Source organism: Micrococcus sp. IITD107 (genome assembly GCF_041927415.1).
Lineage (GTDB): Bacteria > Actinomycetota > Actinomycetes > Actinomycetales > Micrococcaceae > Citricoccus > Citricoccus terreus.
This window is the reverse complement of record NZ_JBHFFN010000005.1, coordinates 179,313-200,682: the sequence shown is the minus strand read 5'-3', so window position 1 is coordinate 200,682 and position 21,370 is coordinate 179,313. Positions and strand designations below refer to the sequence as shown.

Here is a 21,370-nt window from a genome sequence, read left to right as displayed (position 1 = left end):
TCGGTCGTTCGGCGCGGCTCAGCGGCCGGTCTTCTTCGGCGCGAACGCCTTGGCGATGATGCGGGCGATGAGGTTCAGCGCCATCACGATGAGGATCAGCATCAGCGCTGCGGCCCACGCACGGTCGATGGAGGGGTCCGGGGCCTGTGCGGCCGACGGGAAGATCATCTGACGGTAGATGTAGACCGGCAGGGCCGTCATCATGTCGTCGAAGACGTTCCAGTTGAAGTTCGCCACGAACCCGGCTGTCACCAGGATCGGTGCCGTCTCGCCGGCCACGCGGGCGATGGCCAGGGTGATGCCCGAGGCGATGCCGGAGATGGCGGTGGGGATGACGATCTTGGTGATGGTGCGCCACTTGCGCACACCCAGGGCGTAGGAGGCCTCGCGCAGCTCGTTGGGCACCACGCGCAGCATCTCCTCGGTGGAGCGGACCACCACGGGGATCATCAGCACGGACAGGGCGACAGATGCGGTGAAGCCCATCTTGACCATCTGCAGGTGGCGTGGCGTGTCACCGATGAAGGTGGTGATGACCAGCTCCATCAGGGCGAAGGCGAACAGACCGGCCACGATGGAGGGGATGCCGGTCATCACGTCCACGAAGAAGGTGATGGCGCGGGAGAACCAGCCCCCGCGGCTGTACTCGACCAGGAAGATCGAGGTGAGCAGGCCGATCGGGACCGAGATCAGAGCTGCGAACAGCGTGATCATCAGGGTGCCGACCAGGGCGTGGCCGAAGCCGCCGGCGATCGGACCCGCCCCGCCCTCACGCATGAACTTCACGTCACCGCCGGCGGCACCGCCCATGTCCTCCCAGAGCAGATGCGGGTTGGCGATCAGCGTGGAGAGGCCGTTGGCCAGCACGGACCAGATCACCGCGACCAGGGGGATCAGGGCGATGATGAAGGCCGCCCAGACCAGGTTCCGCCACAGACCGTCGGTGGCCTTGCGTCTGTTCTCCATCACCCGGGTGGTGATGTACATGCCCAGGACGTACAGGATCGCGGAGATGATCAGCCAGCCCACGATGTTGAAGTCCCCGCCGCCCATCAGGGCGACGATGCCTGCGCCGAGGACCAGGGCCCCGGCCAGCACGGCGAGCCACACCCAGGAGGGCATCTGACCGGCGGTCAGGGTGGACTTCCCGCGGGGGCGGGGGGCGTTCTGCGTGCGCGCAGTCTCAGCTGCGTTCTGTGCGGTGTGTGACATCAGTTCGCTCCCGAGAATTCCTTGTGGCGGCTGACGATCCACCGGGCGATCATGTTGACGATGAGCGTGATGATGAACAGCATCAGGCCGGCGGCGATCAGCTCGCTCTGACGCATGCCGAACGCCTCCGGGAAGTTCAGCGCGATCTCCGACGGGATGGTCTTGTTGCCGGCGGAGATGATGTTCCAGCTGAACACACCCTGCGAGAGCACCATGGTCACGGCCATGGTCTCACCCAGAGCACGGCCCAGGGCGAGCATGATCGAGGAGATGATGCCGGCACGGGCGAAGGGGAAGACGGTCATCTTGATCATCTCCCAGCGGGTGGCGCCCAAAGCAAGGGCGGCCTCCTCGTGCAGCTTGGGTGTCTGGATGAAGATCTCCCGGCACAGGGAGGTGATGATCGGCAGCACCATCACGGCCAGCACGATGCTGGCGGTCAGCAGGGTGCGGCCGGTGGCCGAGTATCCATCGCTGAAGAAGGGGATGAAGCCGAGGTTCTCGGTGAGCCAGGCGTAGATGGGGCCCATCACCGGAGCCAGGATGAACATGCCGAAGGCACCGTAGACCACGGAGGGGATGGCGGCCAGCAGGTCGATCACATAGCCCACCGGGGTGGCGATGGCACGCGGTGCGTAGTGCGAGATGTAGAGGGCCACGCCGATGGCCACCGGGGTGGCCAGCAGCAGCGCGATCGCTGAGGCGATCAGCGTGCCGGCCATCAGCGGCCAGACGTACTCGAAGAAGTTGTCGGCGCTCTCGATCGAGTCCTGGTCGGAGAAGACCTCCGGCGCCAGGGCAGGGAGGGACTCGGCCACCAGGAAGACCGCCACGAAAGCCAGGGTCACCAGGATGAGGATGCCTGCCGTCAGGGACAGGCCGGAGAAGACCTTGTCTCCCGCGGCACCGCCGCGCGGGGCTGTGAGTGAGCTCTTCCGTTGCGGCTCAACTGCGGATTCGGTCACCATGACACTCCAGAGGGATCAATGCGGTGGTCAGGCGGTCAGCCTGGAGGGGGAAGTGAGGAACAGTGTGTCACACGACGATGCAGTTGCCGGTCGAGGAACGACCGGCAACTGCATCACCACGGTGTCGACTGCGAGAGCAGTGGATCAGCCCTGGAGGCCGATGGCGTCGATGGACTCCATGGCCTTCTCGCGGGTGGCCTCGGAGATCGGCGCGTTGCCCGCCACATCCTCAGCCGCGGTCTGGCCCTCCTCGGACACCACGTAGGTGGCGAAGGCCTTGGCCAGGTCAGCGGTCTCCTGGTCGGCGTACTTGTTGCAGTAGATGTGGTAGGACACCAGGACGATCGGGTAGACACCGGCCTCCTCGGTGGTGCGGTCCAGCTCCACGGCGCCGGCCTCGCCCTCCTCGGCGGTCTCCACGGCCTTGGCGGCGGCATCGGCCGAGTACTCTACGTACTCCTCGCCGACCTTCACGGACACGGTGCCGAGCTGGCCGATCTGCGAGGCGTCGGCGTAGGTGATGGCGCCGTCGGTGGTGGAGGCCAGCTGGACCACGCCGGTGGTGCCCTGGGCGGACTCGGCGTTGATCTCGGAGGGCCAGGTCTCAACGACGTCGTACGTCCAGTTCTCCGGAGCGGCGGCGGTGAGGTACTCGGTGAAGTTCTCGGTGGTGCCGGAGTCATCGGAGCGGTGCACCACGGTGATCTTGGTGTCGGGCAGCTCGACGCCCTCGTTCTGCTCGGCGATCTTCGGATCGTTCCAGGTGGTGATCTTGCCGGCGAACACAGCCGCGATGGTCTCGGCGTCCATGTTCACGGTGTCCACACCCTCGAGGTTGAAGGACACGGCGACCGGGGAGATGTAGGCCGGAACGTGGAACACGCCGTCGGGACCGCAGACAGCCTCGGCCTCGGTGACCTCCTCCTCCTCCATCGCCGCATCAGAGCCGGCGAAGGAGTACTGACCGCCGATGAAGCCCTCGCGGCCGGAGCCGGAGCCCACCGGGTCGTACTGGATGGTCAGGCCGGGCTGGGAGTCGACGACACCCTCGGTCCAGGCGTTCATGGCGGACTCCTGCGAGGAGGCGCCGCCGCCGCGCAGGGTGCCCTCGACCTGGGCGACGGACTCGCCGTTGCCCGAGCCCTCGCCGGCCGGGGAGGTGGAGTCCCCGGAACCGGAGTCATTGCCGCCGCAGGCGGTCAGGGCCAGAGCGGCGATGGACAGGACGGCTGCGGAGCGGCCGAAGCGGAATGCCTTCACGGAAGTGCCTCTTTCGAGTATGGGATGACAGTGCGTCGAGTCCGTCCCGGCGAGCCGGAGGAGCGTGAGCACGCGCGGCAGGGGATGCCGACGGTCTCGATCCACACTGAAAGCTATGCGGGGCAGGTGAAGCCACGGTCCGCCGCAGGTGAACGACGGGTGAACTGTGAGACAGTCTGCTTGTGATGTCCGGCACGCTGGACTAGTGACCACTCCCCCGGCCAGCCCGCACTGCCTACGCTGGTCCCATGGACGAGCGCAGCGCAGGCGAGCAGAGCGAACAGCTGCCCCGCCGCGTCCGCGCTGGTGAGTTCCTGCGCCGCCGGGTGCGAGCCGGCGCCAGCCGAGTGCGCTCTGCCGTGGTGCCGGCCCTGATCTCCGCCGTCTGCGCCGTGGGCGCCTACGCCTTCGCCCAGAACGTGCTGGGGCATGACGAACCGCTGTTCGCGGCCACAGCGGCACTGATCGCCTTGGGCTTCAATCGCGACCCCAAGGTCCGCAAGGTGTTCGAAGTGGCCGTGGGCTGCACCCTGGGCATCCTGATCGGCGACCTCCTGCAGGCCGTGCTGGGGCAGGGCCTGTGGCAGGCGGTGGTCGTGGTGTTCACCTCCATCATGGTGGCCCGATTCCTGGACTCGGGCGCGGCGTTCACCCTGCAGATGAGCCTGCAGTCGATCCTGGTCGTCCTGCTGCCCGCCGCGGAAGGCGGGCCGTTCACGCGAAGCCAGGATGCCGTCGTCGGGGGTCTGATCGCCCTGGTGGTGACCCTGCTGTCTCCCCGGAGCCTGCACAAGGACACCGCCACGGGGCTGCGGGAGCTCTACCGGACCATCACCTCCGTCCTGCGGGACTGCGCTGAGGCGATGCGGGAGCATGAGTCACGCAGTGCGTGGATGGGCCTGGTGGCCTGCCGTGGGACCCAGACGGACCTGGAGAACCTGCACAAGGACGTGCGCAACGCCCGTGAGGTGGCCACCTACTCCCCCACCAAACGCGGGATGCGGCCCGAGCTGGATGCCACGGCGGTCACCGCCGAGAAGACCGACCTGGCCGTGCGCAGCCTGCGGATCGTGGCCCGGCGCGTGATCACCGTGATCGACTTTGCCCAGCTGGGAGAGGAGGGCATGCGGGCTCTGGCCGACTGGTTCGACGAGGCCGCCGACGCCGCCTCCATCCTCGGCCGTTCCCTCTCCGAGCCCAAGGCCGCCGGCCGGCACCGCTCCCTCTCGGTGGCCCGGGACGCCCTCGGCTCGGCCGCCGCGCAGCTGGATCCGGCCGCTCTGGGCGCCACCACGCTGCATTCGGAGGCCCTGGTGATGCTGCTGCGGCCGATGATGGTCGATCTGCTCGAGGCCACCGGCGCCTCCCATGCGGAGGCCGTGTCCTACCTGCCGGACCTGGCCTGACCACAGCCGGGTGCGCACTGGGCTAACACGTCCGCCCGCATCACTACGCTGAGGTGATGGCCACCAAGTCGACGCGCAAGACCACCCCCGGATATCGCTGTGCCGAGTGCGGCTGGACCACCGTGAAGTGGGTGGGCCGGTGCGGGGAGTGCCAAGCCTGGGGCACGGTGGTGGAGGCCGGCTCCGACCCGACGGCGGGACGCACCACGGCCTCGGCAGTCACCTCCCCTGCCCCGAGGATCGGTGAGGTGGACGCCTCCCAGGCACGCTTCCATCCCACCGGGGTGGATGAGCTGGACCGGGTGCTGGGCGGAGGCATGGTCCCAGGCGCGGTGATCCTGATGGCCGGTGAGCCCGGGATCGGCAAGTCCACCCTGCTGCTGGACGTGGCCGCGCAGGTGGCCCGGACCCAGCGGCCTGACGGCGCCACCCGCCCCGTCCTGTACGTCACCGGGGAGGAGTCCGCCGCCCAGGTGCGGCTGCGCGCCGACCGGATCAGCGCCGTGGCGGACACCCTGTACCTGACGGCGGAGACCGACCTGGGCCAGGCGCTGGGACAGGTGGAGAAGACCGACCCGGCCCTGCTGATCGTGGACTCCGTGCAGACCCTGCAGTCCCAGGAGGTGGACGGCACTGCGGGCGGAGTGACCCAGATCCGGGAGGTGGCCGCCAGCCTGATCCGTGCGGCCAAGGAACGGAACATGACCACCGTGCTGGTGGGGCATGTCACCAAGGACGGGTCGATCGCCGGACCGCGGCTGCTCGAGCACCTGGTGGACGTGGTGTGCCAGTTCGAGGGAGAACGGCACTCGCGACTGCGGATGGTCCGGGCGGTGAAGAACCGGTACGGCCCCACGGACGAGGTCGGCTGCTTCGATCTGGGCGACACCGGCATCCGGTCCCTGGAGGACCCCTCCGGGCTGTTCCTCTCCGGGACCGCCACCCCGGTGGCCGGGACCTGCGTGACGGTGACTCTGGAGGGGCGGCGTCCACTGTTGGCCGAGGTCCAGGCACTGCTCACCGAGAGCAGCGGCGGCAGTCCGCGCCGGACCGTGCACGGCCTGGACACCTCACGGGTGAACATGATGCTGGCCGTGGTGCATCGCCGCGCGCATCTGAACGTGACCTCCAAGGACGCCTACGTCTCCACGGTGGGCGGAGTGCGGCTGAGCGAACCGGCCTCCGACCTGGCCGTGGCGCTGGCCGTCGCCAGTGCACATGACGACACCCCCCTGCCGCACGGGACCATCGCCTTCGGGGAGATCGGTCTGGCCGGCGAGGTCCGACCCGTGCCGGGGATCGCGCGTCGCATCCGGGAGGCCGCCCGGCTTGGCTTCAAGCGCGCCCTGGTCCCCGTCTCACCCGAGGACCTGGGCACGCTCCCGGACGGGATCGAGGTGGTTCAGGTCTCCACGCTGCAGGAGGCGATCATGATCCGGACATCCTGGACCCCGCCGTCTCGGGATCGGCACGCACCCCTCACTGCAGGGTGAAGGCCACCGGCTGCGCGGTGATCTCCCCGAGGGAGACCACGAGCCGATAGGTGCCCGCACCCGGCGTGGAGGAGACCTCGGCGCATTCCGGGGCCGACCGGGTGCGGTCCCAGGTGAATCGCGCCGACTCCTGGATGCCCGGCTCCAGGGTCATCTGCACATCCTCCCCCTCGACCTGGCAGTCCTCCGTGGAGAAGATCCGGTCTGATCCGGAGGTCACGGTGAAGACCTGCTGCGAGGTCCCCACATTGGCCCGGCAGGGGTCTTCCCCCACGTTCTCGATCCGCAGCTCCAGAACCGGATCCTGCTCCGCCCCGTACGAGGTCTGATCGGTGGCGCCGGAGACGCTCAGGTCCTGCGGCTGGCAGTCCTGGGCCACCGGGGTGGCCGAGGGCGACGCGGACGCTGTTGCGTCGGCCGAGGCGGAGGCGGACCCAGACTCCGACACCGACGGTGACGGTGACTGCGTGCCGCTCGCCGTCGGGCTGGCGGATGCAGAGCCCGACTCCTCAGTGGAGGGCTCGGGACTCGTGGGCGCACTCGAGGTGGGCGAGGCGGCCGGTGAGGTGCTCACCGCGGGTGAGGGGGCGTCGTCGGGATCCTCCTGGCCGCCGCCCAGCAGACTGCCGATCCAGACGACCAGGCCGATCAGCAGGGCCAGCACCACCAGGGCGGCGATGCCGGCGGCCAGACGACGCCGGCGGTACACCTCCGCCGAGGGACGCCCCGGCTGACGGTCCAGCTCCGAGGGGCCCCCGAACTCCTCCGGATCCTCCGCGGAGAGATCGTGGTCATAGGGATCGTCAGGGGGTGTGCCGGCCATGACTCCAGGGTAGAGAGCGCGCCGCAGGGTCGGCCGCTGGCACGCCGCAGGGCCGCCAGACGGCGTGTAGAGGACTCGAGCGAGCACTACTGTGGTGCCCATGCCTGAGCTCGGATCCCTGCCCACCCTGCACCGCAGGATCACGGACTGGTTCCACCATGAGGCCCGGGATCTGCCCTGGCGCGACCCGGACTGCGGCCCTTGGGGAGTGATGGTCAGCGAATTCATGCTCCAGCAGACCCCGGTGGTGCGCGTGCTCCCGGTCTGGACGGAGTGGATGCGCCGTTGGCCCACGCCGGCCGACCTGGCCGCCGAACCCACCGCCGAGGTCATCCGTGCCTGGGGGCGACTCGGGTACCCACGCCGGGCGCTGCGGCTCCAGGCGGCCGCCCAGCGGATCGTGGAGCAGCACGACGGTCACGTGCCGGACACCGAGGCGGAGCTGCTGGCCCTGCCGGGAGTGGGCGCCTACACGGCCGCGGCGATCGCCTGCTTCGCCTTCGAGATCCCGACCGTGGTGGTGGACACCAACATCCGGCGGGTCCATGCCCGGCTGGTCTCGGGGCGGGCGCTGCCGGAGAAGTCGCTCACCCGTGCCGAATCCGCCCTGGCACAGACCCTCCTGCCCGAGGATCCCGGGACCGCGTGCGCCTGGAACGCAGGGGTGATGGAGCTCGGAGCCCTGGTGTGCACCGCTCGCTCGCCCCGCTGCGGTGAGTGTCCGGTGGCAGAGCTGTGCGCCTGGCGCACCGCCGGCATGCCTGAGCCTCACTATCAGCCGCGAGGCCAGTCCTGGGCCGGGACGGACCGCCAGCTGCGCGGGGAGATCATGGCGGTGCTGCGCGAGAACGGATCCGCCACTGGCTCTGAGCTGCAGAGCGTGGTCGCCTCCTCCGGTCGGCTCGGAGAGCACACGCCGGAGCTGGACCAGTGGCGGCGCTGTCTGTCCTCCCTGGTGGCCGACCAGCTGGCGGAGCGCCGACCTGCCGACGCAGACGACGACGGCCCCGAGACCACCTACAGCCTGCCCGGCTGAGGGGTCTGCGGGACCGTCGTCAGTGGCGCCTGGGATGCCCAGGCACGCAGGTCAACAGGTCACTTGTCGCCCTTGAAGGCGTCCTTGACATCCTCGACGGCGTTCTTGACCTTGCCCTTGGCCTCGTCGGCACCGCCCTCGTTCTTCAGACGATCGTTGTCCGTCGCCTCGCCGAGGCCCTGCTTGACGTTGCCCTTCGCCTCTTCGGCGTTGTTCTCAATGCGGTCTCCGACTCCCATAGGGAACCTCCTTGACCAGTTGCGGGGGCAACCCGGGTGTGGCCCCCTGGTGCCTCCGAGTCAATCACGGATGGACGCGAGACTGAAGATCCAGGATCATCCGGGTGTTGCCCAAGGTGTTCGGCTTGACGCGGGCCAGGTCGAGGAACTCGGCGACGCCTTCGTCGGTGGAGCGCAGCAGCTCAGAGTAGACCTCCGGATCCACCGCAGACTGGTCAGCCATCACCTCGAAGCCGTGGCGGGCGAAGAACTCGGTCTCGAAGGTCAGGCAGAACACCCGGTCCACTCCCAGCTGCACGGCGCGGTCGATCAGCGCATCCAGCAGCAGGTGTCCCACCCCGTGTCCACGCCACGCCGGGGCGGTGGCCAGGGTGCGCACCTCAGCCAGGTCCTCCCACATCACGTGAAGGGCTCCGAAGCCGGCGATCTGGCCGTCCGGGGCCTGGACCACCTGGAACTCCTGGATGGACTCGAAGTAGACCACGGCCTCCTTGTCCAGCAGCACCCGCTGCTCCGCCAACGGGGCGACCACGGATCGGATGGTGGCCACATCGCTGGTGCGTGCCGGGCGCACGGTCAGTCCCTCGGTGGTCATGGCTCCAGTCTAGGTCTGCCGCTCGGACCCGGAGTCCACAGTGCTGCCCGCATGCACAGGACCCGTCCCCGGAAACCGGGAACGGGTCCTGATGTCAGGTCAGGCCGTGTGGCCTGAGCGGTGCGGTCGGTTCTGACTCGGTCTTACTTCTGGTCCTGCTGGTTCTCGCCGGCGTTGTCCAGGAACTTCTCCTGTGCGCCGTCGATCCCCTGGTTGACCTGATCCTGGTGCTGGCCCAGCTTCTCGCCGTGCTGCTCCTGCAGGTTGTCGACCTGCTCGTTGATCTGGTCTCCGTGCTGGTCCTTGATGTTGCCGAGGTTCTCTGCGAATGACATGGGCAACTCCTTCGATCGGGAACACGGGGCGTGGCCCTGTCTGCGGACCCTTCCCCGCACCGTCACCGCGACGGTCCCCCCAACCTAGGTCGGAGGGACCGGAGTGCGCCAGATCTCCGGACGAAAACGGAGACTGATTTCGCCCCCGGCGGACAGCCGCCGGGGGCGAAGGGTCAGGCGCTGTGCTGCTCCTGAGCAGGGTCGGACGGGGAGGATTCGATCGCCTCGCGGGCCGGTGCTGCCTCGACGGCCGGCTCGCCCTCCTCGGTCTTCTCGCTGCGGAAGCTGAGCTTGGCGGTCTCGCCCTCGCCCTCCACGCTGACGTGGATGGTGGAGCCGGGGAGGATCTCGCCGAACAGGATCTTCTCGGAGAGCTGGTCCTCCACCAGGTGCTGGATGGTCCGGCGCAGCGGACGAGCACCCATGGCGGGGTCGTAGCCGCGATCGGCCAGCAGCTCCTTGGCGGCGGTGTCCACCTCGATGACCAGTTCCTGCTCGGTCAGCCGCTTCTGCAGGCGGGCGATGAACAGGTCCACGATCTGCACGATCTCGTCCTTGGACAGCTGCGGGAAGACGATGACGTCATCCACGCGGTTGAGGAACTCGGGCCGGAAGTGCTGACGCAGTTCCTCCTGGACCTTGCCCTTCATCCGCTCGTAGCCGGTCTGGGTGTCCGAGGTGGACTGGAAGCCGGTCATCACGCCCTTGGAGATGTCCCGGGTGCCCAGGTTGGTGGTCATGATGATCACGGTGTTCTTGAAGTCCACCACTCGGCCCTGGGAGTCGGTCAGGCGGCCGTCCTCCAGGATCTGCAGCAGCGAGTTGAACAGATCCGCGTGCGCCTTCTCGACCTCGTCGAAGAGCACCACGGAGAACGGGCGACGACGGACCTTCTCGGTCAGCTGTCCACCCTCCTCGTAGCCGACGTAGCCGGGAGGGGCGCCGAAGAGCCGGGAGACGGTGTGCTTCTCCTGGAACTCGGACATGTCCAGGGTGATCAGGGCGTCCTCGTCCCCGAACAGGAACTCGGCCAGCGCCTTGGCCAGCTCGGTCTTGCCCACGCCCGTGGGGCCGGCGAAGATGAACGAGCCGGAGGGCCGGTTCGGATCCTTCAGGCCGGCGCGGGTGCGACGGATGGCCTGGGACAGGGACTTGATCGCCTCGTCCTGGCCGATGACCCGCTGGTGCAGCTCGGCCTCCATGTTCCGCAGGCGGTCGGTCTCCTCCTCGGTGAGCTTGAAGACCGGGATGCCGGTGGACTTGGAGAGCACCTCGGCGATCAGATCCTCGTCCACCTCGGCGATGCCGTCAGTGACGGAGGACCGCCACTCCTCTTCCTTCTGGGCACGCTCGTCCTGGAGCTTCTGCTCCTGGTCGCGCAGGCGCGCGGCCCCCTCGAAGTCCTGGCCGTCGATCGCGGCCTCCTTCTCGGCACGCACGTCGGCGATGCGCGAGTCGTAGGCCTTGATCTCCGGCGGGGTGGTCATGCGCTTGATGCGCAGACGGGCACCGGCCTCATCGATCAGGTCGATCGCCTTGTCCGGCAGGAAGCGGTCCGAGATGTACCGTGCGGCCAGGGTGGCCGCGGCCTTGAGGGCGTCGTCCGTGATGGAGACCCGGTGGTGGGCCTCGTACCGGTCACGCAGCCCGCGCAGGATCTCGGTGGCCTCCTCCACGGAGGGCTCGTTGACCTGGATCGGCTGGAAGCGGCGTTCCAGCGCGGCGTCCTTCTCGATGTGCTTGCGGTACTCGTCCAGCGTGGTGGCGCCGATGGTCTGCAGCTCTCCACGGGCCAGCATGGGCTTGAGGATGGAGGCGGCGTCGATGGCGCCCTCCGCGGCACCTGCGCCCACGAGGGTGTGGATCTCGTCGATGAACAGGATGATGTCACCGCGGGTGCGGATCTCCTTGAGGACCTTCTTCAGGCGCTCCTCGAAGTCACCGCGGTACCGGGAGCCGGCCACCAGTGAGCCCAGATCCAGGGTGTAGAGCTGCTTGTCCTTGAGGGTCTCCGGGACATCGCCGCGCACGATGGACTGGGCCAGGCCCTCCACCACGGCGGTCTTGCCGACGCCGGGCTCACCGATCAGGACCGGGTTGTTCTTGGTGCGGCGGGAGAGGACCTGCATGACCCGCTCCATCTCGTGCTCGCGTCCGATCACCGGATCGAGCTTGCCCTCGCGGGCGGCGGCGGTCAGGTTGCGGCCGAACTGGTCCAACACCACCGAGCCGGCAGGGGATCCCTCCGACTGTCCGCCGGAGGAGACGCCGGCTCCGGCAGTCTCCTTGCCACCGGCTCCGCCCTGGTAGCCGGAGAGCAGCTGGATGACGGTCTGGCGCACGCGGTTGAGGTCAGCGTCCAGCTTCTCCAGGACCTGGGCGGCCACGCCCTCGCCTTCGCGGATGAGTCCGAGCAGGATGTGCTCGGTGCCGATGTAGTTGTGCCCCAGCTGCAGGGCCTCTCGCAGCGAGAGCTCCAGCACCTTCTTGGCACGGGGGGTGAAGGGGATATGGCCGGACGGGGTCTGCTGCCCCTGGCCGATGGTCTCCTGGACGAGCTCGCGGACGGCTCCCAGGGAGATGTTCATCGACTCCAGGGCCTTGGCGGCGACGCCCTCGCCTTCGTGGATGAGTCCGAGCAGGATGTGCTCGGTACCGATGTAGCTGTGGTTGAGCATCCGCGCTTCTTCCTGCGCGAGCACCACCACCCGCCGGGCACGGTCCGTGAATCTCTCAAACATGGGCACACTCCTTGCTGACTGTGCCTCCGATGCTACGCACCCACACATGCCACCGGGCGACTGTTCGCCACTGGGAGAACAGCCGCCCGGAGGACGCCCGAACGCGCGGAACCGTCACGGTCCGGCGCATCGTCGATGTCCCGCGGCGGGGGCACCGGTCACTTCTTGGAGTTGCGGTAGGCCTCGACGATGTCGCGGTGCAGGCGACCTCGCTGGGAGACCTCGTAGCCGTTCTTCTGGGCCCATTCGCGGATCTTGGCGGCCTCGGTGGAGGGCGCCGGGGGCGCCACAGCACGAGCCTTCTTGATGTACGGCTTCAGGACACCACGCAGCTCCTTGGCATGATCGGCTGACAGGTCGATCTCGTAATGCCGTCCGTCAATCGCGAACTGAACCGTCTCATCGGCCGGCTGGCCGTCCAAATCGTCGACGAGAACCACTTCCACTTTCTGCGCCATGGATTCCTACTCTGTTGGTGGGTGAAGGATGGCGAACTCTCACCGTAAGAATCCGTTCGTTCCATTCGATGAGTTCAGCGAGACTTTCAACCCCCGATTATCGGCATCGGGCTCACCATCCACCTCATCGTATACAGATTCAGGTAATGAGGGAAACTCGCCTCGAGAATCCCGCCTCGGGCAACCGATCAATCCCCTCAGGGGAGAGCGATCGTGAATTCCCTTCAGAGACGGGGTTCGGAATCCGGTGTCTCACCCTGGTCACGCAGTCGTGCCCATTCCTGGGCTTCGCGCTCCTCTGCGGCGGCCTTGGCGCTGCGCTCCCCGGCATCAGCGCGGAACAGCGAGCGCATGACGAGCCAGAAGATCAGAGCCAGCCCCACAGAAGGAGCCAGGACGGAGAAGTACTCCCAGAAGGTGTCCACGAGGTCAGGCCTCCGGCTTCAGCAGGGGGAACAGGATGGTCTCGCGGATGCCGACGCCGGTGAACAGCATCACCAGCCGGTCGATGCCCAGGCCGATGCCGCCCATGGGCGGTGCCCCGTACTCCAGGGCCCGCAGGAAGTCCTCGTCCAGCTGCATGGCCTCGTCGTCACCGGCCGCGGCCGCCCGGGACTGCTGGGTGAGGCGTTCACGCTGGATGACCGGGTCGATCAGCTCGGAGAAGGCGGTCCCGCGCTCCATGCCGCCGATGATCAGGTCCCAGGCCTCGATCACGCCGGGCTCGGACCGGTGCTGGCGGGCCAACGGCTGGGCCGCCGGCGGGTAGTTGTAGACGAAGGTCGGGTCGATCAGGGTGGGTTCGACGATCTCCCCGAAGAGTTCCATGACCAATTTCTCGGCACCCCAGGCGGGGTCCACGGAGACCTCGTGCTCGGCAGCCAGGGCACGCAGCTCCTCAGCGGGGGTGTCCGGAGTGATCTCCCGGCCCACGGCCTCGGACAGCCCCGGGTAGACGGCCAGCCAGCGCCATTCTCCATCCAGGTTGACGGTGCCGCGCGGGGTCTCGATCTGACGGCCGGCACCGATGGCGTCAGCGGCGTTGAGGATCATCTCCTGCATCCGCTCGGCCATGACGTACATGTCCGCCCACGCCTCGTAGGACTCCAGGGTGGTGAACTCCGGAGAGTGCGTGGAGTCCACGCCCTCGTTGCGGAAGACCCGGCCGATCTCGAAGACCCGGTCGATCCCGCCCACCACGGCGCGCTTGAGGTACAGCTCGGTGGCGATGCGCAGGGTCATGTCCTGATCGAAGGCGTTCAGATGGGTGCCGAACGGACGGGCCTGGGCACCACCGTGGATCAGCTGCAGGATGGGGGTCTCCACCTCCACGTAGCCGCGGTCCTCCAGGGTGCGGCGGATGGAGCGGATGATGGCGGCCCGGGTGTGGACCATCTGGCGAGCCTCAGGGCGCACGATCAGATCCGCGTAGCGCTGGCGGACGCGGGTCTCCTCATTGAGGTCGGCGTGCAGCACCGGCAGCGGACGCAACGCCTTGGAGGCCATCTCCCAGGAGTCGGCCATCACCGAGAGCTCTCCGCGGCGCGAGGAGATGACCTCACCCTGCACCACGAGGTGGTCGCCCAGGTCCACCAGGTGCTTCCACCGGGCCAGGGAGTCCTCGCCAGCGTTGGCCAGGGAGACCATCACCTGCAGGCGCTGGCCGGACCCGTCCGAGCCTCCCTCCTGCAGCGTGGCGAAGCAGAGCTTGCCGGTGTTGCGCAGGAACACCACGCGGCCGGCGACCCCGACCTTCTCACCGGTCTCGGCACCAGGCTCCAGGTCCGGGAAGCGTTCGCGCACCTGCTCCAGAGAGTGGGTGCGCTGAACCGCCACCGGGAACGGGTCCTGACCAGCGGCCAGGATCTCAGCGCGCTTGTCCAGACGCACCTGGCGCTGGTCGCGGGACTCGGCACTCTGCTCGGCAGAGGCGGGGGCGGCGGGGGTCTGGGCAGGCTGGTTCTGGGTCGTCACAGTCGTCCAGTCTACGGGCGGACAGGGCGGCGGCAGCCCCGGGGGCGCCCCCGGGCCGGCCCCGGTCCCCAGCTGACCGACCAGGCTCACCAGATGGTGACGCGCTCCTCCGGCTCCATCCACATGGGGTCCCCGGGCTGCGTGCCGTAGGCCTCGTGGAAGGCGTCCAGGTTCTTCACGACCTGGTTGCAGCGGAATTCGTTGGGGGAATGCGGATCCGAGGTGATCCGGGTGATCGCGGTCTCGGTGCGGGTCAGCTGGCGCCAGCACTCGGCCCAGGCGGCGAAGAAGGCGCGGTCCTGCTCGGCGGCCCGCTCCTCCGGCGAGACCTGGTCCAGGGGATCCGAGGCGCTCTCCGGGGCGTCGTCGTCGGGATTCTCCTCCCGCCAGATGGTGAACGCCTGGTAGGCGATGCCCAGACCGCCCAGGTCACCGATGTTCTCCCCCAGGGTGAGCCGGCCGTTGACCGTGTGGTCCGGGGCCTCGGCAGGACGCAGGGAGTCGTACTGGTCCACCAGGCGGGCGGTGCGCTCCTCGAAGGCGGCCCGGTCCTCGTCCGTCCACCAGTTCTTCAGCGAGCCGTCACCGGCGTAGTGGGAGCCCTGGTCGTCGAAGCCGTGGCCGATCTCATGGCCGATCACCGCGCCGATCGCGCCGAAGTTCTCAGCCGGGCTGCGCTCGGGGTCGAAGAACGGGGCCTGCAGGATGGCCGCGGGGAAGACGATGGCGTTCTCCAGCGGGGAGTAGTAGGCGTTGACCGTCTGCGGGGTCATGTGCCACTCCTCCGGGTCCGGGCCGGTCTCGATCTTGGCCAGGTCCCGCTCGAAGGCGAAGGCGGAGGCCGCGCGGACGTTGGCCACCAGGTCCGAGGGGTCCACGGTGAGCGCGGAGTAGTCGATCCACTTCACCGGGTAGCCGACCATGGGGGTGAACATGGACAGCTTCTCCAGCGCCTTCTGGCGGGTCTGCTCCCCCATCCACTCCAGGGTGGAGATGGAGCGGCGGTAGGCCTCCATCAACGTGTTCACCAGCCGGTCCATCACGGCCTTGTGGGTCTCCGGGAAGTGCTGGGCCACGTAGAGCCGGGCGATGTCCTCACCCACGGCACCGTTGGCGAAGGCCACCGCTCGCTTCCAGCGAGGACGGTCTTCCTCCGTGCCGGCCAGACGGCGACCGTAGAAGTCGAAGTGCTCCTCCTGGAACGCTGCGGCCAGGTACGGTGCACGCGAGCGCAGCAGCTGCAGGTCCAGCCAGAGTTTGAGGTCGGCCAGGTCGGTGTCCTCCAGCACCTGCTGCAGTCCGGTCAGGAAGTCCGGCTGCCAGACGACCACCTCGGCGCTGCGGTCCCCGTCCACGCCCACGCCGCGCAGCCAGTGCTCGGCCAGCGGGAACAGCTCGATCAGGCCAGACCGGTCCATCAGGTTGTAGCGGGCCACGGCGTCCCGGACCTTCACCACGTCCCAGTGGTGGGCGGCGATCCGGGTCTCCAGCTCCACCACGCGGTCCGCGTCCGCCTGGGTCTCCCCGGAGTCCCCGCCGATCCCGGCCAGGGTGAACAGCCGCGCCACGTGCACCCGGTAGGCGGCCAGGATCTCGGCGAACTTCTCCTCGCGGTAGTAGGACTCGTCCGGCAGTCCCAGTCCGTCCTGCAGCAGGTGCAGCAGCATCCGCTCGGGATTGCCGGCGTCGTTCAGCGCACCGGTCTGCACCAGCCCGCTGATGCCCTGACGCTGGAACCGCCCGCTCAGCTCCAGGAAGCCGGGCAGGTCCGTGACGGTCTCGATCTCCGCCAGGTCCGCCAGGATCGGCTCCAGGCCACGTCCCTCGACCCGCTCCTCGTCCATGAACGAGGCGTAGAGCGCGCCGATCCGGCGGCGAGCACCGTCCTCGTCATGCCCGGCGGTGAACGGGCCGGAGGAGGTGTCAACCCCGGTGGCGGCGCTCTCGCACAGCCGCCGCACGGCCAGCTCAGAGGCGTCCCGCAGCTCTTGGAAGGACCCGTAGGCACCCTGGTCAGCGGGGATGCTCACGGAGTCCAGCCACGCACCGTTCACGTGACGGAAGAGGTCCTCGCGGGCGGTGGGCTGGGCGTTCACGGTCTCGGTCACGAGTGCTCCTGGTGCGGTCTCAGGGGTGCGGGCGATGCAGGGGCATCCGGCGGCGCTGGCGCTGGGCCGGCCGTCGATGCAGACCAGCGTCCGGCAGCCATGGCCACCGGACGCTGCAGTGTCTGACGATCCTAGCGATCCTCAGGGCAGGCGGAGGATCAGACCACCGAGGACAGACGGGCCAGGGAGTCCTCCATCTGGGACTCGCTGACCATGGGGAACAGGTTCTTGTCCAGCAGCTTCTGGTCGGTGACCTGCTCCCAGTCATAGGTGAGGGTGACCTCGGTGGTGTCCTGATCTACGGCCTGCAGGGTGTAGACCCACTGCCAGCCGCCGGGCACCTCGCCGGCCGGGGCGGGCTTCCAGCCGACCAACTTGTTCTCGTCGTACGCCACTACATGGTTGTCTGTCTGGTAATCCCCACCCATAGCCTCGGCGTGCATGTTCATGGTGAACACATCGCCGACCTGCTGGATCCGCTGGGACTTCTCGTCCGACCGGACCATCTCCGAGCCGTCGAACTCGTGGTGACGGGCCGGGAGGGTCAGGACGTCGAAAATGTCCTTGGCCGGGGCCTCGATGGTGCGGGTCACGCTCTGCTTCTTCTCGCCATGGGCGGTCTCATTGGTAGCCATGGTCCCAACCTAGCGGCTGGCCCGGACACGTTTTCAAGGGCACGACGACGGACGGTCGCCTCTTGTGCCACCAGCGAACGGACGCGCTGGGCTCGGGCAGGAGACAGGGTGTGGTTCAGGCGGCGGCCGCAGGCAGGATCATGTTGTCGATCAGCCGCACGGGCTGCACGGTGGCCGCGACCAGGGCCAGCGCCTCACGCTGCAGGGGCGCGGTCAGCTGGTCTGCGGTGAGCGGCTCCAGGGTGTCGTGGTCCACGACCTCCAGGTAGTCCAGGCTGGCGAGCGGCTCGGCCTCGATGATCCGGCGGGCGGCCTTCACGTCCAGGGGGCGCCCGGCCTCGGCAGCGTCCCGCAGGGACTGCAGGGCCCGAGAGAGCACCAGGGCGGCGTCCAGCCCGGCCGAGTCCAGGCGAGTGTTGCGGCTGGACAGGGCCAGCCCCTCCGGGGAGCGCACCAGGGCCACCGGGCGGATCTCCACCGGCAGGTCCAGGTCCTGGGCGGTGCGGCGCAGGATGGCCAGCTGCTGGGCGTCCTTCTGGCCGAAGTAGCTGCGCAGCCGGGTCGGGGCCGCGGCCTCCACGGGCAGCGCGAGGTTCCAGAGCTTGACCACCACGGTGCAGACGCCGTCGAAGTGCCCGGGCCGGGAGGCGCCCTCGAGCACGGCGCCCATCCGGCCGGAGCAGACCCGGATGATCGGCCCGTCCGGGTATCCGGGGTACATCTCCTCCACCGAGGGGGCGAACACCAGGTCACAGCCCTCGGCGCCGAGCAGGTCCGCGTCCGCCTCGAGGGTGCGGGGGTAGTGCTCCAGGTCGGAGGGGTCCCCGAACTGCAGCGGGTTGACGAAGACGCTGGCCACCACGATGTCGTTCTCCGCCCGCGCCTGACGGGCGAGGGCGGCATGACCGCCGTGCAGGGCGCCCATGGTGGGCACCAGACCGACGGTGGGCGCCTCCACCCCGTCCTGCACCGCCTGCCCCACGCGCTCGGCGAGGGCCGCGCGGAACTCGGCCTTCGTCGTCGTGATCTGCGGCCGGGTCTGCCCCGCGGCCAGCGGGCGTGCCGTGTCCTCGAGGGTCAGGCCGGTGCCGGTGGGGACGGGGGTGCGGTCGGGGACGCGGTCGAGCGGAGTCACGGCTCGAGTCTAGGTCCCCGCAGGAAGGTGAGGACCATGCCCTCCAGGTCGCCGTGGGGGTTCGGGTCGGCCCCGGTCCGGAAGTCGGTGTAGCGGTGGGACGGTGGGGGCGCCGGTCTACGGGGACCAGTGAACCTCTCCCACCGTGGCCGCCGGACGACGCCGGTAAGGCGAGTGGCCGACGTCGGAATGAATCCTCCGCGACGCCTCCTGGGGCGCCCAGGGGGCAGGCGCAACGGGGCCCCCTCCGGACGGGTCCGGAGGGGGCCTCGGTCTGGAGCTCAGGCGGTCACTTCCCGTCCTGGGCGGCTCCCTTGACGTGCTGGGCGGCACGGGTGGAGTCGTCCTTGAGCTCGCCGGCCTTCTGCTGGCCCTCGCCCTTGACGTGCTCGGCGCCCTCGGCGGCGGTCTCCTTGACGGACTCCACGGCCTCCTGGGCCTCGGACTTCAGGCTCTGGCCCATCTCCTGGGCCGCGGACTTGGCCTCGTCCACCACCGGGCCGGCCTGGTCCTTGAGCCGCTCCGCAGCGTCCTGCTCCTTCTGGGAGGCCGGGATCAGGGAGCCGACCAGCCAGCCGGCGCCCAGGGCGATCAGCCCGGCGGCCAGCGGGTTGCCGCGCGTGCTGCGGCGCACCGTGGCCGGGGCGTTCTGCACGGCGTGGACGGCGTCCTCCGCGCGGTCGCGCACATCGTGGGCCACGCCCTCGGCGGCGTGCTGGACGTCGTAGGCGGCGTTCTCCGCCTTGGCGCCCAGCGTGGGGGCCTGGTGTGCGTACGGGTCCGGGGTTCCCATCACCGACTCCTTGAGGTTGCGCACGCCCTCGCGGACGCGATCGCCCTGACGATGGGCGGCCTTGGTGGGATTGACCTTCTCCGCCAGGGCGTCCACGTCACGGCCCAGCTCCTGGCGGGTGCGCTCGATGTCGGCGCGAATCTCATCGGGGTTGTTGCTCATGGGGTCTCCTTGCTGGGGTTCAGGGTCGCAGGGATCTCCTGAACGGTCTCCTGGGTCTGCGGCAGACCCTTCATGCGGTCGAAGTGCTTCTTGCCCATCTGGGCCAGCACGGCTGCGGCGATGCCCCAGAGCACGGCCACGATCAGCGCGGCCCAGCCCAGGTGCATGAGCGAGCCCAGGGCCCACATCAGCGCCATGGACAGGAACAGCAGCAGCAGGAACCCGGCCACAGCGGCTCCGGCGAGCATGCCTGCGCCGGTGCCGGCCTTCTTGGCCTCGGCGGTGGCCTCGGCCTTGGCCAGGGTGATCTCCTGGCGCATCAGCGTGGTCAGGTGGTCGGCGAAGCTGGTGAACATCTCACCGAGGGACTCGGTGCGCGCCCGGTGCTCGGCCTCGGGCAGGGGGGCCTCGGTGGACCCCACGCCGCTGGCCTGCTCCCCCGGTGCGCCCACGCCGCCGACCGGCGGTCCGAAGTGACGGGGGTCGGTGGTCACGAGCGGCCTCCCGTGTTCTGGGTTCCCGGAGTGTCCGGGTACTGGGTGCCCGGGACACGCGGGGTGTCCGGGGTTCCCGGCGTGCCGGGAGTGCCGGGGGCGCCGGGAGTGGGCGGAAGACCGGGGGTGCCGTCCACGGCCGGAGCACCGGTCTGGATGCCGGGCTGGGAGTCCAGGGTGTCCTGGGGAGCGTAGGCCGGCGGGGCGGCAGCGGGCACCGGAGCCGGGGAGCCGTAGGTGCGGCGCGGCACCAGTTCACCGGAGGTCTGGGAGTCGTCCTGGGCGTCCTTCAGCCCGCGGGTCAGTCGACCGGCCAGCAGTCCGACGCCGGCGGCGATCGCCAGGAACGTGCCGGGCCGGCGCGCGGCGAAGCGGCGCACGTCCTCCAGCAGGTCCTGGGGCTCCTTGGTCTCCAGCTGCTCGGTCAGGGTCCGTGCCCGCTGGGAGATCATCGAGACGGCCTGGTTGACCAGGTCGGACTCGGGCTTCTCGCCGCGGGAGATGCGCTCGAGGTCATCCGAGACGGTGCGGGACTGGCCGGCCAGGCGCTCCTGCTGGGCGGAGAGCTGGAACCCGACCTCGTCCTTGGCGGATCCGGCCAGGGACTTGACCTGCTGGACGGCCTCGTCCTTGACGTGGCCGGCCTCCTCGCGGACGGTTCCCGCCACGTCACGCGCGGCGTCCTTGGCCTCGTGGCCGAGCTGACCGGCCTCCTGACGCGCCGCATCCTGGGCCGCGTCCTTCTTGCTGACCGTGCCGGGCACGTTCGCCGACTGATCCGGGTTCGTTGTCATGGGGTGTCCTTCCGATCCCGGCCGCCGAGCCCCACGGACAGGAGCAGGCGGCCTCCGTTCTGACGTTAGGCCCGGCACCGGCTCCTCACCAGGGGCCGAGCGGCTGTACGCAGACAGTGAACCCCCCTATGCAAGCCGGGGGGAGCCTGAGGTATGGGAGCCCTCGACCGGGCCCGATGGGCCAGACTGGGGGCATGCACATCATGACCGTCTGCCTGGGGAACATCTGCCGATCGCCTGCCGCGGAGGCGGTGCTGCTGCACCGCCTCGAGCAGGCCGGGCTGGAGGACGTCACGGTGAGCTCGGCCGGCACCTCCGACTACCACCTGGGTGGGCCCCCGCATGAGCTCAGCCAGGCCGAGGGGGAGTCCCGCGGCTACGCGTTCACCACGGTGGCCGCGCAGTTCAGCGCCGAGGACTTCGACACCGCGGACCTGATCCTGGTGATGGACGAGTCCAACGGCGAGGACGTGCGGGCGCTGGCCCGGACGGCCAGGGATCGGGCCAAGGTGGTGTCGCTGGGCGCCTTCGCCTCGGACGCGGCCGAGTCCGGAGCCCGCGCGGTGCCGGACCCCTACGGCCACCCGCGGGAGGCCTATGTCTCCATGTACGACCAGATCGAGGAGGCCGTGGACGGCCTGGTGGCCGCCCTGCAGGACGGCTCCCTGGAGGAGACCGTCCAGCGCCACGGCGCCTGAGCGAGGAACGC

Annotated in this window: 21 protein-coding genes; 4 read left to right on the top strand and 17 right to left on the bottom strand. The window is 69.2% G+C overall.

Annotated elements, in window-relative coordinates:
* Positions 1–18: 18 nt before the first annotated feature.
* The 3 genes from pstA to ACEXHE_RS10530 form a co-directional block, all read right to left on the bottom strand.
* Positions 19–1,212, bottom strand: a complete 1,194-nt coding sequence (gene pstA, locus ACEXHE_RS10540; protein ID WP_374785764.1) for a phosphate ABC transporter permease PstA — start codon at positions 1,210–1,212, stop codon at positions 19–21.
* Positions 1,212–2,180: a phosphate ABC transporter permease subunit PstC gene (pstC, locus tag ACEXHE_RS10535; RefSeq protein WP_277245395.1), complete on the bottom strand. Its 969-nt coding sequence runs from the start codon at positions 2,178–2,180 to the stop codon at positions 1,212–1,214. Before pstC ends, pstA begins: the two co-directional genes overlap by 1 nt.
* 144 nt (positions 2,181–2,324) lie before the next feature.
* Positions 2,325–3,440 (bottom strand): phosphate ABC transporter substrate-binding protein PstS, encoded by a 1,116-nt coding sequence (locus ACEXHE_RS10530; protein WP_374785763.1) that lies wholly within the window; start codon positions 3,438–3,440, stop codon positions 2,325–2,327.
* Between the two features lie 248 nt (positions 3,441–3,688).
* Between ACEXHE_RS10530 and ACEXHE_RS10525 the strand changes: the two genes are divergently transcribed.
* Positions 3,689–4,846, top strand: a complete 1,158-nt coding sequence (locus ACEXHE_RS10525; RefSeq protein WP_374785762.1) for an aromatic acid exporter family protein — start codon at positions 3,689–3,691, stop codon at positions 4,844–4,846.
* 56 nt (positions 4,847–4,902) lie between these two features.
* Entirely contained in the window at positions 4,903–6,339 is a 1,437-nt protein-coding gene (gene radA, locus ACEXHE_RS10520) for a DNA repair protein RadA (RefSeq protein WP_374785761.1), read from the top strand.
* Here radA and ACEXHE_RS10515 read toward each other — a convergent pair.
* Positions 6,326–7,162: a hypothetical protein gene (locus tag ACEXHE_RS10515; protein WP_374785760.1), complete on the bottom strand. Its 837-nt coding sequence runs from the start codon at positions 7,160–7,162 to the stop codon at positions 6,326–6,328. The two genes, radA and ACEXHE_RS10515, sit on opposite strands and share 14 nt — an antisense overlap.
* A gap of 100 nt (positions 7,163–7,262) precedes the next feature.
* Between ACEXHE_RS10515 and ACEXHE_RS10510 the strand changes: the two genes are divergently transcribed.
* On the top strand, positions 7,263–8,198 hold the full coding sequence (locus ACEXHE_RS10510) for an A/G-specific adenine glycosylase (protein WP_374785759.1): 936 nt from the start codon (positions 7,263–7,265) through the stop codon (positions 8,196–8,198).
* A gap of 59 nt (positions 8,199–8,257) precedes the next feature.
* Here ACEXHE_RS10510 and ACEXHE_RS10505 read toward each other — a convergent pair whose 3' ends face one another.
* From ACEXHE_RS10505 to ACEXHE_RS10445, 13 genes are all read right to left on the bottom strand, one after another.
* Complete coding sequence (locus ACEXHE_RS10505) at positions 8,258–8,437, bottom strand: CsbD family protein (protein ID WP_091698733.1); 180 nt, start codon at positions 8,435–8,437, stop codon at positions 8,258–8,260.
* A 64-nt stretch (positions 8,438–8,501) separates the two neighbouring features.
* Positions 8,502–9,032, bottom strand: coding sequence for an amino-acid N-acetyltransferase (locus ACEXHE_RS10500; RefSeq protein WP_091698735.1), 531 nt, complete (start codon positions 9,030–9,032; stop codon positions 8,502–8,504).
* Between the two features lie 143 nt (positions 9,033–9,175).
* Positions 9,176–9,367, bottom strand: coding sequence for a hypothetical protein (locus ACEXHE_RS10495; protein ID WP_091698737.1), 192 nt, complete (start codon positions 9,365–9,367; stop codon positions 9,176–9,178).
* 173 nt (positions 9,368–9,540) lie between these two features.
* Positions 9,541–12,108 carry an ATP-dependent Clp protease ATP-binding subunit gene (locus ACEXHE_RS10490; RefSeq protein ID WP_374785758.1) on the bottom strand — a complete coding sequence of 856 codons (2,568 nt, stop codon included), beginning with the start codon at positions 12,106–12,108 and terminating at the stop codon, positions 9,541–9,543.
* Positions 12,109–12,266: 158 nt separating this feature from the next.
* On the bottom strand, positions 12,267–12,566 hold the full coding sequence (locus ACEXHE_RS10485) for an Lsr2 family protein (RefSeq protein ID WP_091698741.1): 300 nt from the start codon (positions 12,564–12,566) through the stop codon (positions 12,267–12,269).
* A 224-nt stretch (positions 12,567–12,790) separates the two neighbouring features.
* The gene (locus ACEXHE_RS10480) at positions 12,791–12,991 is read right to left on the bottom strand and encodes a hypothetical protein (protein WP_091698743.1); all 201 of its coding nucleotides are present in this window, start codon (positions 12,989–12,991) and stop codon (positions 12,791–12,793) included.
* 4 nt (positions 12,992–12,995) lie between these two features.
* A complete protein-coding gene (lysS, locus tag ACEXHE_RS10475; protein WP_374785757.1) occupies positions 12,996–14,540 on the bottom strand; it encodes a lysine--tRNA ligase in 1,545 nt (514 codons plus the stop codon).
* Between the two features lie 86 nt (positions 14,541–14,626).
* Positions 14,627–16,648 carry a M13 family metallopeptidase gene (locus ACEXHE_RS10470; RefSeq protein WP_374785756.1) on the bottom strand — a complete coding sequence of 674 codons (2,022 nt, stop codon included), beginning with the start codon at positions 16,646–16,648 and terminating at the stop codon, positions 14,627–14,629.
* A 158-nt stretch (positions 16,649–16,806) separates the two neighbouring features.
* On the bottom strand, positions 16,807–17,283 hold the full coding sequence (locus tag ACEXHE_RS10465; RefSeq protein WP_091698750.1) for an SRPBCC family protein: 477 nt from the start codon (positions 17,281–17,283) through the stop codon (positions 16,807–16,809).
* Positions 17,284–17,398: 115 nt separating this feature from the next.
* A complete protein-coding gene (panC, locus tag ACEXHE_RS10460) occupies positions 17,399–18,418 on the bottom strand; it encodes a pantoate--beta-alanine ligase (RefSeq protein WP_374785755.1) in 1,020 nt (339 codons plus the stop codon).
* A 289-nt stretch (positions 18,419–18,707) separates the two neighbouring features.
* On the bottom strand, positions 18,708–19,373 hold the full coding sequence (locus ACEXHE_RS10455) for a DUF3618 domain-containing protein (protein ID WP_374785754.1): 666 nt from the start codon (positions 19,371–19,373) through the stop codon (positions 18,708–18,710).
* Complete coding sequence (locus ACEXHE_RS10450) at positions 19,370–19,729, bottom strand: phage holin family protein (protein ID WP_336705160.1); 360 nt, start codon at positions 19,727–19,729, stop codon at positions 19,370–19,372. Before ACEXHE_RS10450 ends, ACEXHE_RS10455 begins: the two co-directional genes overlap by 4 nt.
* Positions 19,730–19,863: 134 nt before the next feature.
* Positions 19,864–20,661: a hypothetical protein gene (locus ACEXHE_RS10445; protein WP_374785753.1), complete on the bottom strand. Its 798-nt coding sequence runs from the start codon at positions 20,659–20,661 to the stop codon at positions 19,864–19,866.
* 194 nt (positions 20,662–20,855) lie between these two features.
* On the opposite strand from ACEXHE_RS10445, the gene ACEXHE_RS10440 reads away from it, so the two are divergent.
* Positions 20,856–21,359 carry a low molecular weight protein-tyrosine-phosphatase gene (locus ACEXHE_RS10440; protein WP_374785752.1) on the top strand — a complete coding sequence of 168 codons (504 nt, stop codon included), beginning with the start codon at positions 20,856–20,858 and terminating at the stop codon, positions 21,357–21,359.
* The last annotated feature ends 11 nt before the right edge of the window (positions 21,360–21,370 follow it).

Excerpts from the sequence above, each read along its gene's own strand:
- pstA (WP_374785764.1), bottom strand. The coding sequence starts at position 1,212 with ATGTCACACACCGCACAGAACGCAGCTGAGACTGCGCGCACGCAGAAC.
- pstC (WP_277245395.1), bottom strand. The coding sequence starts at position 2,180 with ATGGTGACCGAATCCGCAGTTGAGCCGCAACGGAAGAGCTCACTCACA.
- ACEXHE_RS10525 (WP_374785762.1), top strand. The coding sequence starts at position 3,689 with ATGGACGAGCGCAGCGCAGGCGAGCAGAGCGAACAGCTGCCCCGCCGC.
- radA (WP_374785761.1), top strand. The coding sequence starts at position 4,903 with ATGGCCACCAAGTCGACGCGCAAGACCACCCCCGGATATCGCTGTGCC.
- ACEXHE_RS10515 (WP_374785760.1), bottom strand. The coding sequence starts at position 7,162 with ATGGCCGGCACACCCCCTGACGATCCCTATGACCACGATCTCTCCGCG.
- ACEXHE_RS10510 (WP_374785759.1), top strand. The coding sequence starts at position 7,263 with ATGCCTGAGCTCGGATCCCTGCCCACCCTGCACCGCAGGATCACGGAC.
- ACEXHE_RS10505 (WP_091698733.1), bottom strand. The coding sequence starts at position 8,437 with ATGGGAGTCGGAGACCGCATTGAGAACAACGCCGAAGAGGCGAAGGGC.
- ACEXHE_RS10500 (WP_091698735.1), bottom strand. The coding sequence starts at position 9,032 with ATGACCACCGAGGGACTGACCGTGCGCCCGGCACGCACCAGCGATGTG.
- ACEXHE_RS10495 (WP_091698737.1), bottom strand. The coding sequence starts at position 9,367 with ATGTCATTCGCAGAGAACCTCGGCAACATCAAGGACCAGCACGGAGAC.
- ACEXHE_RS10490 (WP_374785758.1), bottom strand. The coding sequence starts at position 12,108 with ATGTTTGAGAGATTCACGGACCGTGCCCGGCGGGTGGTGGTGCTCGCG.
- ACEXHE_RS10485 (WP_091698741.1), bottom strand. The coding sequence starts at position 12,566 with ATGGCGCAGAAAGTGGAAGTGGTTCTCGTCGACGATTTGGACGGCCAG.
- ACEXHE_RS10465 (WP_091698750.1), bottom strand. The coding sequence starts at position 17,283 with ATGGCTACCAATGAGACCGCCCATGGCGAGAAGAAGCAGAGCGTGACC.
- ACEXHE_RS10455 (WP_374785754.1), bottom strand. The coding sequence starts at position 19,373 with ATGAGCAACAACCCCGATGAGATTCGCGCCGACATCGAGCGCACCCGC.
- ACEXHE_RS10450 (WP_336705160.1), bottom strand. The coding sequence starts at position 19,729 with ATGTTCACCAGCTTCGCCGACCACCTGACCACGCTGATGCGCCAGGAG.
- ACEXHE_RS10445 (WP_374785753.1), bottom strand. The coding sequence starts at position 20,661 with ATGACAACGAACCCGGATCAGTCGGCGAACGTGCCCGGCACGGTCAGC.
- ACEXHE_RS10440 (WP_374785752.1), top strand. The coding sequence starts at position 20,856 with ATGCACATCATGACCGTCTGCCTGGGGAACATCTGCCGATCGCCTGCC.